Source organism: Streptomyces sp. NPDC048288, assembly GCF_043201555.1.
In the GTDB taxonomy this organism is placed as follows: domain Bacteria; phylum Actinomycetota; class Actinomycetes; order Streptomycetales; family Streptomycetaceae; genus Streptomyces.
This window is the reverse complement of record NZ_JBICZD010000008.1, coordinates 542962-557444: the sequence shown is the minus strand read 5'-3', so window position 1 is coordinate 557444 and position 14483 is coordinate 542962. Positions and strand designations below refer to the sequence as shown.

At 72.1% G+C, this 14483-nt stretch carries 12 protein-coding genes; 8 read left to right on the top strand and 4 right to left on the bottom strand.

Going from position 1 to position 14483, the window contains the following annotated elements; all coding sequences use genetic code 11:
- Positions 1-414 precede the first annotated feature (414 nt).
- Positions 415-864 carry a PTS glucose transporter subunit IIA gene (locus tag ACGFZS_RS30145; protein ID WP_393797732.1) on the top strand — a complete coding sequence of 150 codons (450 nt, stop codon included), beginning with the start codon at positions 415-417 and terminating at the stop codon, positions 862-864.
- An 89-nt stretch (positions 865-953) separates the two neighbouring features.
- Positions 954-2624: a phosphoenolpyruvate--protein phosphotransferase gene (gene ptsP, locus ACGFZS_RS30140; RefSeq protein ID WP_393797731.1), complete on the top strand. Its 1671-nt coding sequence runs from the start codon at positions 954-956 to the stop codon at positions 2622-2624.
- 72 nt (positions 2625-2696) lie between these two features.
- Here ptsP and ACGFZS_RS30135 read toward each other — a convergent pair whose 3' ends face one another.
- Both ACGFZS_RS30135 and ACGFZS_RS30130 read right to left on the bottom strand, forming a co-directional pair.
- On the bottom strand, positions 2697-3590 hold the full coding sequence (locus tag ACGFZS_RS30135; RefSeq protein ID WP_393797730.1) for a hypothetical protein: 894 nt from the start codon (positions 3588-3590) through the stop codon (positions 2697-2699).
- Between the two features lie 22 nt (positions 3591-3612).
- The gene (locus ACGFZS_RS30130; RefSeq protein ID WP_393797729.1) at positions 3613-4212 is read right to left on the bottom strand and encodes an MFS transporter; all 600 of its coding nucleotides are present in this window, start codon (positions 4210-4212) and stop codon (positions 3613-3615) included.
- 257 nt (positions 4213-4469) lie between these two features.
- Between ACGFZS_RS30130 and ACGFZS_RS30125 the strand changes: the two genes are divergently transcribed.
- Positions 4470-4682 (top strand): hypothetical protein, encoded by a 213-nt coding sequence (locus ACGFZS_RS30125; protein WP_393797728.1) that lies wholly within the window; start codon positions 4470-4472, stop codon positions 4680-4682.
- An 18-nt stretch (positions 4683-4700) separates the two neighbouring features.
- On the opposite strand, the gene ACGFZS_RS30120 is transcribed toward ACGFZS_RS30125, so the two are convergent.
- Positions 4701-6677 (bottom strand): acetoacetate--CoA ligase, encoded by a 1977-nt coding sequence (locus ACGFZS_RS30120; protein WP_393797727.1) that lies wholly within the window; start codon positions 6675-6677, stop codon positions 4701-4703.
- 213 nt (positions 6678-6890) lie between these two features.
- On the opposite strand from ACGFZS_RS30120, the gene ACGFZS_RS30115 reads away from it, so the two are divergent.
- Positions 6891-9251 carry a TIM-barrel domain-containing protein gene (locus tag ACGFZS_RS30115; RefSeq protein ID WP_393797726.1) on the top strand — a complete coding sequence of 787 codons (2361 nt, stop codon included), beginning with the start codon at positions 6891-6893 and terminating at the stop codon, positions 9249-9251.
- 10 nt (positions 9252-9261) lie between these two features.
- Here the strand turns inward: ACGFZS_RS30115 and ACGFZS_RS30110 are convergent, their stop codons facing one another.
- Positions 9262-9795: an NUDIX domain-containing protein gene (locus ACGFZS_RS30110; protein ID WP_355722744.1), complete on the bottom strand. Its 534-nt coding sequence runs from the start codon at positions 9793-9795 to the stop codon at positions 9262-9264.
- Between the two features lie 187 nt (positions 9796-9982).
- Between ACGFZS_RS30110 and ACGFZS_RS30105 the strand changes: the two genes are divergently transcribed.
- The 4 genes from ACGFZS_RS30105 (at position 9983) to ACGFZS_RS30090 (ending at position 14413) form a co-directional block, all read left to right on the top strand.
- Complete coding sequence (locus tag ACGFZS_RS30105) at positions 9983-10429, top strand: Zn-ribbon domain-containing OB-fold protein (protein WP_393797725.1); 447 nt, start codon at positions 9983-9985, stop codon at positions 10427-10429.
- Positions 10426-11616 (top strand): lipid-transfer protein, encoded by a 1191-nt coding sequence (locus ACGFZS_RS30100; protein WP_393797724.1) that lies wholly within the window; start codon positions 10426-10428, stop codon positions 11614-11616. Before ACGFZS_RS30105 ends, ACGFZS_RS30100 begins: the two co-directional genes overlap by 4 nt.
- Before the next feature lie 112 nt (positions 11617-11728).
- A complete protein-coding gene (locus ACGFZS_RS30095; RefSeq protein WP_393797723.1) occupies positions 11729-13369 on the top strand; it encodes an EAL domain-containing protein in 1641 nt (546 codons plus the stop codon).
- 306 nt (positions 13370-13675) lie between these two features.
- Positions 13676-14413 (top strand): MIP/aquaporin family protein, encoded by a 738-nt coding sequence (locus ACGFZS_RS30090; protein WP_393797722.1) that lies wholly within the window; start codon positions 13676-13678, stop codon positions 14411-14413.
- Positions 14414-14483 lie beyond the last annotated feature (70 nt).

Genomic DNA, 14483 nt, shown 5'->3' with positions numbered 1-14483 from the left:
CTGGCGTTGACTTTTGGCACGCTGTTGAGTTCTCAAGGAACGGTCGCTTCCTTTGTACTCACCCTCTCGGGCTTTCCTCCGGGCTTCCCTTCGGTGTTCCAAACTCTATCAGTGTTTTTCCGTCTCTCTGACCACCGTCCCGCAGGCATGCGGAAGATGATCCCGAGTTAGGATCTGACGAGTTTGGGTGCTGCTGAGCAAGGACGCTTTTTATCGCGCCGCTCGGTCTCAAGCAGGAGTACGACTGTACACGGGGCCTCGAAGGGCGCGCAAATCGATTAGGGTGGTGGTCTAGACCACTACCTGGTAGCTTCCATGCGGAACCGCCACTTCATATGACATACGCTGCTGCTCAGTGCCGTCCGGGACAGCCAGTGACGGCCCGTAAGCAGCTCCACTCCCGGGAGGCTTCCCATGACCACCGTGACGTCCCCGCTCGCAGGACGTGCCATCGGACTGGCCGCCGTGCCGGATCCGGTCTTCTCCGGGGCCATGGTCGGTCCGGGCACCGCGATCGATCCCGCGCGCGAGCCTTCCGAGGTCGTGGCGCCCGTGGACGGCGTCATCGTCTCTCTGCACCCGCACGCGTTCGTCGTCGTGGACGAGAGCGGCCACGGCGTACTCACGCACCTCGGTATCGACACGGTGCAGCTCAACGGCCAGGGCTTCGAACTGCTCGTCAACAAGGGCGACACCGTCACCCGCGGCCAGGGCATCGTGCGCTGGAACCCGGCCGAGGTCGAGGCCGCCGGCAAGTCCCCGGTGTGCCCCGTCGTGGCTCTGGAGGCGACCGCCGACTCCCTCTCCGAACTCCGTGAAGACGGTGACGTGAAGGCCGGCGACAGCCTCTTCACCTGGAGCTGACTCCTCTGTCTTTGGCTGACGACCAGCTGACGACCACGACAACCATCGCGGCGGCGGGACCCGCCGCGCACTAATCGGAGACGGGTGAGATGGAGACAACGCTGCGAGGCGTCGGCGTGAGCCACGGTGTGGCGATCGGCGAGGTTCGGCACATGGGAACGGCGGTGCTGGAGCCGCCTGCCAAGCAGATCGCCACGGAAGAGGCCGAGCGGGAGCAGGGACGCGCCCGTCAGGCCGTGGACGCGGTGGCCGCCGACCTGATGGCGCGCGGCAACCTGGCGGGCGGCGAGGCGCAGGCGGTGCTCGAGGCGCAGGCCATGATGGCCCAGGACCCCGAGCTGATGGCGGACGTGGAGCGGCGGATCGCCGTCGGCAGCACCGCCGAGCGTGCCGTGTACGACGCGTTCGCCGCGTACCGCGAACTGCTGGCCGGAGCGGGCGAGTACCTCGCCGGCCGGGTGGCCGACCTGGACGACGTGCGGAATCGTATCGTCGCCCGGCTGCTGGGGGTTCCGATGCCCGGTGTCCCGGACAGCGACGAGCCGTATGTGCTGGTCGCGCGGGATCTGGCGCCGGCGGACACCGCGCTGCTCGACCCGACCCTGGTGCTCGGCTTCGTGACCGAGGAGGGCGGGCCGACGAGTCACAGCGCGATCCTGGCGCGGGCGCTCGGGGTGCCGGCCGTGGTGGCGCTGCCGGGTGCCGGTGAGCTGGCCGAGGGCACGATGATCGCCGTCGACGGCAGCACCGGGGACATCTTCGTGAACCCGAGTGCGGAGAAGAAGGCGGAGCTGGAGGCGGCGGCCGCCGCGCGCAAGGCCGCGCTGGCCGCTTCGACCGGCCCGGGTGTCACCGCTGACGGGCACAAGGTGCCGCTGCTGGCCAACGTGGGCGGTCCGGCGGATGTGCCGGCGGCCGTGGAGGCCGGTGCCGAGGGCGTCGGTCTGTTCCGTACCGAGTTCCTGTTCCTGGACGACAGCAAGAACGCGCCGTCCGAGGAGAAGCAGGTCGAGGCCTACCGTCAGGTGCTCGAGGCGTTCCCCGAGGGCCGGGTCGTCGTGCGCGTGCTGGATGCGGGGGCCGACAAGCCGCTGGACTTCCTGACTCCGTCGGACGAGCCGAACCCGGCGCTGGGCGTGCGGGGTCTGCGGACGCTGCTGGACCACCCGGAGGTACTGCGCACCCAGCTGACCGCGCTGGCGAAGGCGGCCGAGGGGCTCCCGGTCCACCTTGAGGTCATGGCGCCGATGGTCGCGGACCGTGCCGATGCCAAGGCGTTCGCCGATGCCTGCCGCGAGGCGGGTCTGCGGGCCAAGTTCGGCGCGATGGTGGAGATTCCGTCGGCCGCGCTGCGGGCGCGCTCGATTCTCCAGGAGGTCGAGTTCCTGTCGCTGGGCACGAACGACCTGGCTCAGTACACGTTCGCCGCGGACCGTCAGGTGGGTGCGGTGTCCCGGCTGCAGGACCCGTGGCAGCCCGCGCTGCTCGACCTGGTCGCGCTGTCCGCGGAGGCCGCCAAGGCGGAGGGCAAGAGCTGTGGCGTGTGTGGCGAGGCCGCGGCCGATCCGCTGCTGGCGTGTGTGCTGACGGGTCTGGGTGTCACCTCTCTCTCCATGGGTGCGGCGTCGATTCCCTATGTCCGGGCGTCGCTTGCCAAGTACACGCTGGCTCAGTGCGAGCGGGCGGCTTCCGCCGCGCGGGCAACCGACAGCGCGGACGAGGCTCGTGCCGCGGCGCAGGCGGTGCTGTCCGGCGAGTAGTCGGCCGGCGGCCGTGACCGGCTGTTCTTCCAGGGGCGCTCCACCTGACGGGTGGGGCGCCCCTGGTGCGTCTCAGTGGTGGTGGCCCGGTGGCGTCTCCTGGTCGCCGAGGTCGGGGGGTGCGCTGTAGTCGACGTCGGATTCCGGGGAGATGAGGTCGCCGGATTCGACGTCGGTGCAGTAGGCGTCGAAGACCTCGCCGGCGGTGAGGGGCGTGAGGCCGTCGCCGCGCAGTCGCCAGCCGTAGACGCGGTCGGCGGTGCCGGGGGCGGTGGTGCGGATGACGAGGCCGCCGGAGGTGCGGGTGGCCAGGCCGAGGGCTAGGACGCTGGTGAATTCGAGGGCTTCTGCTTCGTCGAGGTGGGTGGTGCCTTCGGCGCCCTGGTCGGCGTGGAGGACGGTGATGAGGGTTTCGGGTGGTCCGGAGACGCTGCACACGAGGTGCCGGTCGCCTGGTGGGGCGGTGTCGAGGATGCGGGTGAGGAGGTGGGAGGCGCGGGTGAAGGCGGCGCGTCCGAGGTCCTCGCCGCAGGTGGTGCAGGGGCCTAGGCGGGCGAGGAGGGTGCTGGCGTACTCCCAGGTGGCCTGGCGTACGGCTTCGTCGACGAGGGCGGGGACCAGGTCGGTGAGCGGCCTGCCGTCGTAGGGGATGGTGGCGCCGGTGGCCGCCAGGTCGGCGGTGAAGCGGGTGCGGCTCGATGGGTGGTCCGGGTCGAGTCCGGTGTCCGTGCAGAACTCGGCGTATTCCTCGGGGTCGAACAGGGCGAGTGTGGTGTGGGTGCCCGCCGCGGCGCGGGTCCTGAGGAGGGCTTCGATCTGCCGGAGGTAGGTGGGGTGGTCGCGGAAGGTGAAGGTGCGGTAGCGCCGCATGGCGCGGAAATCGTGTTCGTCGGTCAGCAGGCCGATGGTGCCGGCGATTTCGCGGCGCAGGACACGTCGCATGGTGCGGTGGTCGGTGTGTGCCATGGTTCCCCCTGTGAGCGGTCGATCAATGCTCACTCACAGTAATCGGCGCCACTGACAATGCGGGTTGCGGCAGTCGGTCGCGGACCAGGCGGTGCTGAATTGCGCAGGTCAGGGCGATGGCTGCGTCGCCGGCCAGCAGGCAGCGGTAGGCGGTGGTGGTGCCGACGGCGAGGGCTGCCGCGGTGGCGAGGCCGCCCAGGGCCCAGCCCGCGTTGGCGATGGTGCGGTTGAGTGCCTGGTAGCGGACTCGGTCGGAGCCGGCGATACGGGTGGCGTAGAGCTTGGTGAGCACGTTGGCGGCCCGGTCGCCGAGGGCTCCGACGGCGGAGATGGCGGGCAGCAGGGCGTAGTCGTGGGTGGTGAGGAGGGCGAAGGAGGCGAGGGCGCGCAGGAGTTGGAGGGTGATCAGGACGCGGGTGAGGGGAAGGCGGTCGGCGATACGGCCGCCCAGTGGGGCTCCCGCGATGCCGATGGCGCCCAATACGGCGGCGAGGGTGCCGACTTCCGTGACAGCCCTCGGGCGCAGAATCCGTACGGTGGGTGCTTCTCGGTGGCACGCCGGGACGTGCTGGCCGAGGTGTTGCGGGAGGAGCCGGACGTCCTGGCGGTGGAGAACGATCACGCGTCCTCGGTGACCGACGCCCCGCTGAACTCACTGGCCGGGCCCTGGCCGACCCGCTGGGTGCATGTGCGGACGGTGAGCAAGTTCCTCGGTACCGGCCTGCGGTGGGCGGCGGCCGGTCAGCCATCTGCTGCAGGAGACGGTGCTCGGGCTGATGACGGACGTGGGCACGCGCGCGGGAGACGTACGCGCTGCGCCGGGAGGCGCTGGCCGAGGAGCTGGCCGGGCGCGGGATCGCCTCGCACGGGGCGAGCGGGATGAACCTGTGGGTGCCCGTGCGGGACGAGTCGGCCGTGGTGAACGGGCTGCGGTCGTACGGCTGGTGGGTGGCCGCGGGGGCACGGTTCCGGCTGTCGGCCGGGCCGGGTGTGCGGATCTCGACCGCGGGGCTGGAGCCGGCCGACGCGGTACGGCTGGCCTCGGACTTCGCCGCCGTGCTGGGTGAGTCCGAGGCCACCTACGGCGGCTGATCGCGTCCCTGGGGAGGGTCAGCCGCGTTTGCGGGCCAGGTCCTCGTAGAAGGACAGCAGGTCGAGGTTGTCGATGGAGCCGGGGTTGACGGCCTTCTCCAGGGGTGCGCCCTGGAGGAGGCGTTTGACCGGGACCTCGATGCGCTTGCCGGTGAGGGTGTGCGGGACGCCGGGGACCTCGATGACCTCGTCGGGGACGTGGCGCGGTGAGAGCTGTTCGCGGATGGCCTGTTTGATGCGGTTCAGCAGGGCCTCGTCGAGTACCGCGCCCGGGGCGAGGTGGACGAACAGGGGCATCCAGTAGCCGCCGTCGGGTTGCTCGACGCCGATGACCAGGGACTCCTTGATCTCGGGCAGGCGCTCGACGACCTCGTAGATGTCGGCCGAGCCCATCCGTACGCCCTGGCGGTTGAGCGTGGAGTCGGAGCGGCCGTGGATGATGACCGAGCCGCGCGAGGTGACGGTGATCCAGTCGCCGTGGCGCCAGACACCGGGGTAGGTGTCGAAGTAGCTGTCGTGGTAGCGGCTGCCGTCGGGGTCGTTCCAGAAGTGGATCGGCATCGAGGGCATGGGGTTGGTGACGACCAGTTCGCCGACCTCGTCGACGACGGGCCGGCCGGCCGGGTCCCAGGCCTGGAGGTCGGTGCCGAGGCCGGGTGCCTGCAGTTCGCCGGTGTGGACCGGGAGGGTGGGGACGGCGCCCGCGAAGCAGGAGCACACGTCCGTGCCACCGCTGACGGAGGCGATCCAGAGGTCGGCCCCGCCGTCGGCGAACTCGTCGTGCAGCCAGCGGAAGCCGTCGGGGGGCAGCGGCGAGCCGGTGGTGGCGACGCACTGCACCCGGGAGAGGTCGAAGTCGCGGGCGGGGTGCACGCCGGCCTTCCGGCAGGCCATCACGTACGCGGCGGAGGTGCCGTAGAGGGTGGCTCCGGTGCGTTCGGCGACCCGCCACTGGGCGCTGATGTCGGGGTGGCCGGGGCTGCCGTCGTACAGGACGATCGTGGTGCCCGTCAGCAGGCCGGAGACGAGGAAGTTCCACATCATCCAGCCGGTCGAGGTGTACCAGAAGAAGCGGTCCTCGGGACCCAGGTCGCAGTGCAGTCCGAGCTGTTTGAGGTGTTCGACCAGGATGCCGCCCTGGGACTGGACGATGGCCTTGGGCAGGCCGGTGGTGCCGGAGGAGTAGAGCACCCAGAGCGGGTGGTCGAAGGGGACCTGTTCGAACTCGGGCTCGGTGTCGGCGGAGATGAGGGCCGACCACTCCAGGGCGCCCTCGGGGGCCGGGGTGCCGAGCAGCGGGATGTGGACGACGGCGCGCAGGGTGGGCAGTTCGCGGCGGAGTTCGGCGACGACCTCGCGGCGGTCGTGCTCCTTGCCGCCGTAGCGGTAGCCGTCGACGGTGAACAGGACGACCGGTTCGACCTGCTGGAAGCGGTCCAGGACGCTGCGGGCGCCGAAGTCGGGGGCGCAGGAGGTCCAGACGGCGCCCACGGCGGCGGTGGCGAGGAGGGCGACCACGGCCTGCGGGACGTTCGGGAGGTAGCCGCTGACACGGTCGCCGGGGCGGACGCCCAGCGCGCGGAGTTCGGCGGCCAGGGAGCCCACCTGGCGGCGCAGCTCCGCCCAGGTGACCGGGCGGGGTTCGTGGGTCTCGTCGACATGCAGGAGGGCCGGTTCGTCCGCGCGGGTGGCGGCGGCGCGCAGGGCGTGCTCGGCGTAGTTCAGCGTGGCGCCGGGGAACCACTCGGCGCCGGGCATGGAGCGGTCGCCGAGCACGCGCGCGTAGGGCGTCGAGAACCTTACGTCGAAGAATTCCGTGACGGCTTTCCAGAAGGTGTCCAGCTGGTCGACGGACCAGCGGTGCAGGGCCGGGTAGCCGCCCTCGGCGGGGGCTCCGTGGTGTTCCGCCGCCCAGGACTGGAACCTGGTGACGCGTGCCTGGGCGATGCGTTCCGGGTCGGGCTGCCAGAGCGGCTGGGGGTTCGCGGTCGACATGGGGCGGCTCCCGGGCTTCTGCGCTGGTGTGCGAGGGGCGCGCACGGGCTGGGGTGTGCGCGTGACGCGGCTGACAGGGACGATGCCATGTGATCGACTTCTACACCAGGGTGCGCTCCACATAGTCCGTGTCGTGAAGATGTGGTCCCGGCACGGGTGAACGGCAGTTGAACGGCACGCGCGTGTGGAGCGCTGAGTGGCAGGGTGAGCAGCATGGACGGTCGTGACCTGGTGCGTTCGGTGAGAGTGGTCGGTTCGAGGAATGCGGCTCAGGGGTTGCGTACCGTACGGGCCGCGTGGCGCAGGAGGCGGATCGATGCCGCCGCGCTGCCCGCGCGGGGCGCGGAGCGGGCCCGGGTGCCGGGGCCGGTGCAGAGCGCGGAGCCGGGGCCGGGGGGCGGTGTGATCCGTTTCAGCCGGTCCGAGCTGCGCATCACGGTCGCCGTGAACGGGGCGGTGTTCTGGGGCTGGGACGGGGCCGGTGCCGAGCCGTCGTACGCGCTTGTGGGCCGTTGCCCGGAGCCGGATCCGCGGGCGGTCCTGGAGCCGGACACGGACGGCGGCTGGCGGGTGGTGGCGGAGCGGGTGACGGTCAGCGTCTCCCGGCACGGCGCGGTGGAGGTGAGCACGCCCGGTGGCGTGCTGCTGCGGCGGGATCTGCCGCCCCGATGGTGGGAGCCGGTGGACGGGGGCACGGCGCGCTGGGTGCAGCGCTCGGAGGTGGCCGCGGACGCGCGGTTCTTCGGTCTCGGCGGGCGCGCCTCGGGGCCGCGGCTGCGTGACGGAACCTACCGCCTGTGGAACACCGACCCCGGACGCGCCTTCGGGCCCGGCGACGATCCGCTGTACATCACCATGCCGGTGCAGCTGGTGGTGGCGGACGCGGCCGCGCATCTGGTGTTCCACGACACCTCGTGGGACGGGACGGTGAGCCTCCGGGAGGGCGAGGAGGGGGCCGGTTCCGGCCATGACCGGACCGGGCGGTCCGAGCTGCGGATGGACGGCGGTCCGCTGCGCTGCTGGGTGATGGTGGGCACGCCCGCGCGCGTGCTGCACACTTGGGCCTCGCTGACGGGCGCGCCCGCGCTGCCGCCGAAGTGGGCGCTGGGCCATCACCACGCGCGCTGGGGTTTCGGCAGCGAGCAGGAGGTACGGCGGATCGTCGCCGGTTACCAGGAGCGCGGCCTGCCGCTGGACGCCGTCCATCTGGACATCGACCACTACGACGCCCATCAGGTGTTCACCGTCGACCACGAGCGCTTCCCGAAGCTGCCGACGCTGGCCGAGGAGTTGCGGCGGGACGGGATCCGGCTGGTGTCGATCGTGGATCCGGCGGTGAAGGCCGAGCCGGGCAACGCGGTCCACGACAGCGGGGCGGCGGTCGACGCCTTTGTGCGGGATCCGTCGGGGCGGGTGGTGGAGGGCGTGGTGTGGCCCGGGGAGACGGTGTTCCCCGACTTCACGCACGCGCGCGTGCGCAAGTGGTGGGGCGGGCTGTACGAGGAGCGGCTCGCGCAGGGCTTCGCGGGCTTCTGGCACGACATGAACGAGCCGACGTCCTTCAGCGCCTTCGGCGAGTCGACGCTGCCGCGTTCCTCGCGGCACTCCCTGGAGGGCCGGGGCGGCGACCACCGGGAGGCGCACAACGTCTACGCGCTCTGCATGGCGCGGGCGGCCTACGAGGGTCTGCGGGAACTGGCGCCCGAGGAGCGGCCGTTCCTGTTCTCGCGCTCCGGCTGGGCGGGCATGCAGCGCTACGGCGGCACGTGGTCCGGTGACGTGGCCACCGGCTGGCCGGGGCTACGCGCGTCCCTCTCGCTGGTTCTGGGACTCGGGCTGTGCGGGGTGCCGTACTCGGGGCCGGACGTGGGCGGCTTCGACGGGAGTCCGTCGCCGGAGCTGTTTCTGCGCTGGTTCCAGCTGGGCGCCTATCTGCCGCTGTTCCGGACCCACGCGAGCATGCGGGCGGGGCGCCGGGAACCGTGGGAGTTCGGGGCCGAGGTGCTGGAGCACGCACGCGTGGCGCTCCTCGAACGGCGGCGGCTGCTGCCGTACTTCATGACACTGGCGCATCTGGCCCGGCGGACCGGCGCGCCCTATGTGCGTCCTGTGTGGTGGGGCGCGCCGGAGGACCGGGCGCTGCGCGACTGCGAGGACGCGTTCCTGCTGGGCGACGGTCTGCTGGTGGCTCCGGTGCTGGACCCGGGCGCCGACCGGCGCGCGGTGCAGTTGCCCCGGGGACGGTGGTACGACACGGTCACCGAGCAGGCGTACGAGGGGCCCGGGCAGGTGCTCGTGGACGCCCCGCTGTCCCGGATTCCGGTGCTCGCGCGCGCGGGTGCCGTCCTTCCCGTGCGGGGCGAGGACGGCGGGACGCGGCTTGAGGTGTGGGCGCCCGCCCGGGGGCGGACGGGAGGCGGGCTATTCGTGCCGGACGCGGGCGACGGCTGGGACGAGCCGGAGATCGAGCGTTACGTCGCCCGCTGGGAGGGCCGGCGGGTGGTGGTCCGGCGCGAGGGGGAGAACGGCGTGGCCGAGCCGGCCCACCCGGTGCGGGTCAGGGGGCTGGGCTGAGCCGGAGGGCTCAGTAGCGGCCCTCGAACCACGCGCGTACCGCGACGCTGTGCAGCGGGAAGGCGAGCTCCTCGGGCCTGCGCAGCAGCTTCCAGCCCTCCGTCTCGTCGGTCGCGCCGGACGGCGGGAGCCCTTCGACGGGACGTTCCGGGAGGAGCCCGAACAGCAGCAGGTGCCCGTCGGGTGAGCTCATGGCGTCGACGAGCCGTACGTCGCGGGCGGCCGCGTCGATGCCCGTCTCCTCCTTGAGCTCACGGACGACGGCGTGCCGCCAGTCCTCGCGGTCGTCGACATAGCCGCCGGGCAGCGCGGTGCCCCCGCGCGCGGGGGCGACGGTGCGGGTGATGACGACGAGGGCGGTGCCCTTCGTGTCGTACACGGGCTGGAGGGCGATCGCCACCGGCAGCGGATTGCGGTAGGTGACGTGGCCGCAGGCCGGGCAGGTGCGCGGCCAGCCGGAGACTCCCGCTCCGTAGGGCGCTCCGCAGCTCGAACAGTGCGAGCCCGGAGCGGAGTTGGCAATTGGGTGCTGATTTTCGGACACGCGCGGACTTTATCCGATCACGGGAACGCCGTCTTGCGGTCAGGGGAACGTCTCCTTCCGGAAGTGAAACGAACCGGGAAAGCCAGGAACCGGCAGGTGCGGTCGGTTCGGCCGGACGGCCTGCCCAATTCCGGCGCCCCGTGACACACTTCTGACGTCCCGTCAGATCTCGTTCTCCGGAGGAGCTTTGTCGCGTACACACAAGCCCGCGGTCGACGGCTGGTTCACCGGCGAAGGAGACCGTTTCCGGCTCCTGGGCACCCGCTGTGCGGCCTGCTCCTCGGTCTTCTTCCCGCGCGAGGACGCCCACTGCCGCAATCCGGGGTGCGCGGGCGGCGAGCTGGAGGAGGTCCCGCTCTCCCGGCGCGGGCGGATCTGGTCGTACACCGACGGCAGGTACCGGCCGCCGTCACCCTATGTGAGCGATCCGGAACTTCCGTGGGAGCCGTACGCGTTGATCGCTGTGGAGCTGGAGTCCGAGCGGATCGTGGTGCTGGGACAGGCGGTTCCCGGGATCACCGTCGCCGATCTGGCGGTGGGCATGGAGGTCGAGGCCGTCCCCGGAGTGCTGAGCGAGGACGCGGAGACGGCCTGGACAACCTGGCACTGGCGGCCGACGGGGGTGGCGGCATGACGGCGGACGTGGCGGTGCTCGGCGTGGGCATGCACCCCTGGGGCAAGTGGGGGCGCGGCTTCGTCGAGTACGGGACGGCGGCGGCCCGCGCGGCCCTGGAGGACGCCGGGCTCCGGTGGCGGGACGTCGGCTCGATCGTGGGCGCGGACACGGTGCGTGGCGGATACCCCGGCTATGTCGCGGGCGCGACCTTCGCCAAGGCGCTGGGCTGGCAGGGGGCCCGGGTGGCGAGCGTGTACGCGGCGTGCGCGTCCGGGGCCCAGGCGGTCGCCGCCGCGCGGGCCCAGATCCTCGCGGGGCTCGCGGACGTGGTGCTCGTGGTCGGCGCGGACGCGGCCCCCAAGGGGTTCTTCCGGCCCGCCGGAGGGGACCGCCCCGACGATCCCGACTGGCTGCGCTTCCGGCTGCTCGGGGCGACCAACCCGACGTACTTCGGGCTGTACGCGCGCCGGCGGATGGCGGTGTTCGGGGACACCCCGGACGACTTCGCGCTGGTGAAGGTGAAGAACGCGGCTCTCGGGGCGCTCAATCCGTACGCCCGCTACCGCAAGCGCGTCACCGCAGAGGAGGTCGCGGCCTCCCAGGTGGTCGCCGATCCGCTGCGGCTGCTGGACATCTGCGCGACCTCCGACGGCGGCGCCGCACTGGTGCTGTCCAGCCTGGAGTTCGCGCGGCGGCACGGGGCGGCGCGGCCGGTGCGGATCCGCGCGGTGTCCACGGTGACGCCGCGCTATCCCAGTACGGTGCTGGACCTGCCGGACATCGCCACGGACTCCGCGGCGGCGGTGGCGCCCCCGGCACGGGCCTTCCGGGCGTCGATCGCCCACGCCGCCTACGAGGAGGCGGGCATCGGACCCGACGAGCTGTCCCTCGCGGAGGTGTACGACCTGTCCACCGCCCTGGAGTTGCAGTGGTACGAGGATCTCGGGCTGTGCGTCGAGGGCGAGGCGGCGAAGCTGCTGCGCGAGGGCGCGACGGGCCCGGGCGGCCGCATACCGGTCAACATGAGCGGGGGCCTGGCCTCGTTCGGGGAGGCGGTGCCGGCCCAGGCGATCGCCCAGGTCTGCGAGCTGACCTGGCAGTTGAGGGAGGCGGCGGGCGACCGGCAGGTGGCGCACGCGCGCGTGGGGATCACGGCCAACCAGGGGCTGTTCGGGCACGGCTCCTCCGTGATAGCCGTGCGCTAGCGGGACGGCTGTGACAGCAGGGATCGCACACCGTACGTGACCACCCCGAAATGGTGCGTGAACGTCTTATGAACTGCCCCTGGGCGTACGCCGGTGGGGTCATCATGCTCCCGTGCGCACCTGGACGGATGCTCTCCGTTTCGCCTTCCAGCCGGTGGTCAATCTGACGACCGGCGGGATCGCCGCACTGGAGATCCTCGCCCGCCCCGAGACCGGCGACATCCTCGCCGAAGCCCGCCGGAATCCCGAACTCGACGGCAGGCTGGCCGTGCTGGCCTTCCGCGCGGCGGCCCGCAAGGAGACGCTCCTGCCACTGCACATCAACGTCTTCGCGGCCACCCTCGCCGACCTGGGCGGCATCGGCCCGCTGCCCGAGGCCATCCGGGAAGCCGGGCGGATGCCCTGGGAGGTGACCCTGGACGTCGTCCCGCCGTACACGCACGTGCCCCAACAGGCCCTGCTGGAGGCTGTGGCGGTCCTGCGCGGCCAGGGCTTCCGGATCAGCGCCGACGGCATCGGGGACGGGGACGTGCCGCTGCGGCTGCTCACCGACCTCTCCCCCGACCTGGTCAAGCTCGACGCCTCGCTGCTCGGCCGGCCGGCTGCGGTACGGGCCATGCGCACCCTGTGCGAGGAACTGGGCGCCCTGGTGGCCGTCGAGGGCGTGGAGACCGAGCTCCAGTACGCGGCCGCCGTGTCGGCCGGCGCGCAACTGGCCCAGGGCGAGCTGTTCGCGCCCCCGGCCCGGATCCCGGTCGCGGAGGTATACGTTCCGCCGCCCTCCCCCGCCGCCGTCGCCCCGCCGCGCTCCGGGCCGTCCGTGCGGGAGTTCATCCGACCCGCCGCACTGCTGCCGGTCACCGCGTCCGCGCTGCAGGTGCGGGCCCTGCTCACCGGCTCCCCGGACGTCTCCGGCGTCCTCCTGGTGGACCAGACGGGCGCCCCCGTCCGCTCGGTGCACCGCTCCCGCTTCCTGCTGTCAATGTCCGGCCGCTACGGACACGCCCTGTACGCGGACCGCCCGGCGTTCAAGCTGGGCGACGCCCCGCGCACGGTCGGCGTCGACGCGACCGCCTGGGAGGTGCTGGACGTGGTGGCCGTCGGCGGCCGGGACCGCACCTCGGACGATGTGGCGGTCGTCGACCGGCTCGGGCGCTGTGTGGGCGTGGTACGCCTCGCCGACCTCGTGCGGTCGCTCGCCGAGAGCCGGGTCGAGGAGGCGGCCGGGCTCAACCCGCTGACGCGGCTGCCCGGTTCGGACGCGATCACGGGTGAGGTGGACCGGTGGATCGCGGACGGCCGGATCTTCGCGCTGAGCTGGCTGGACATCGACCACTTCAAGCAGGTGAACGACGGCGCCGGGTTCGCCGCGGGCGACGAGCTGATCCGCTCGGTGGGACGGGCGCTGCAGGAGACCGCCGTCGGGCACGCGCGCGTGGGGCACATCGGCGGGGACGACTTCCTGGTGCTCGCCGACGAGGCGGGGCTGGGTGCCGTGGCCACCCTGCTCGACGCGTCCTGGTCGGCGGGCGGGCGCCCCGTCACGCTGTCCCTGGCCACCGTCGTGTGCGGCCCCGGCAGCGTGACCGACCACCGGCAGGCCGCCGCGTGTCTGGCGCCCCTCAAGAAGGCCGCCAAGGCGCTGCACGGGGCGAGTTGGGTGCTGGGGCGGGCGGGACTGCCGGGCCACGAGATCCGGCGCGGCTCGGGCGCGTATCCGGCCCAGGCCGGGTACGTCGCGGTGGAGCCGTGAAAACTGTTTTCCGGTGGGTTGCCTGTCATCGTTGCCGTCGGCGACCTTGACGCTCCCTGGGTGCCGGTGAAAACTTCCGGTGTCGGTCGACATCGCCGTACATTCTCGGCGTATTCAGGCACTGCGCCATGGGCCGCTCCTGTCTCCAGGCCTGTCCCCCCATGGGCGATTCGGCTGCTACGGCACGCTCGTCACAGACGCCGGGCGGGGCGCGGGGCCTTCCCTGCCTTCGGCTGACGTCGCCAAGGGAACCGTTCCTGCTCGGAGCGCCGGGGTGATCCCCCGGCCAGCGCCCTAGGAGCCGCCATGAGCAACGGAGACATATTCGTCGGCGAAGTCATCGGCACCGCCATCCTGATCCTCTTCGGGGCCGGGGTCTGCGCGGCCGTCACCCTCAGACACTCCAAGGCCCGGGCCTCCGGCTGGGTGGTGATCGCGTTCGGCTGGGGGTTCGGCGTCCTCGCCGGCGCCTACACCGCCGCCCCGCTGTCAGGAGGGCAGCTCAACCCCGCCGTCACCGTCGGCATCGCCGTCGACACCGGCGAGTGGGGCAAGGTCTGGGTCTATCTGCTCGGCCAGTTCACCGGCGCGATGCTGGGCGCCGCCCTGACCTACCTGGTCTACCTGGCCCAGTTCCAGGCCAACGTCCGCGACCCGGAGACGGGCGAGGAACCGACGCCGACGCTCGGCATCTTCTCCACGATCCCGGAGATCCGGAACCCGGTCGCCAACCTCATCACCGAGATCATCGCGACGATCGCGCTGGTCCTGCCGATCCTCGCGTTCGGACTCACCAAGGGACTCGGCGAGTCGGGCACCACCGTGCTGATCGTCTCGCTGCTCGTCGTCGGCATCGGGCTGTCGCTCGGCGGGCCCACCGGCTATGCCATCAACCCGACCCGCGACCTCGGCCCGCGGATCGTGCACACCTTCCTGCCGATCCCCAACAAGGGCACCTCCGACTGGGGTTACGCCTGGATCCCGGTCGTCGGCCCGCTGGCCGGCGGGGCGCTCGCGGGCCTGATCTACAACGTGGCCTTCTGACTCGGCGCGGTCCTCGAACGCACCGCGGCCCTCCCACCCACGCACCCTTCCGACCAGCGACCAAGGGGTA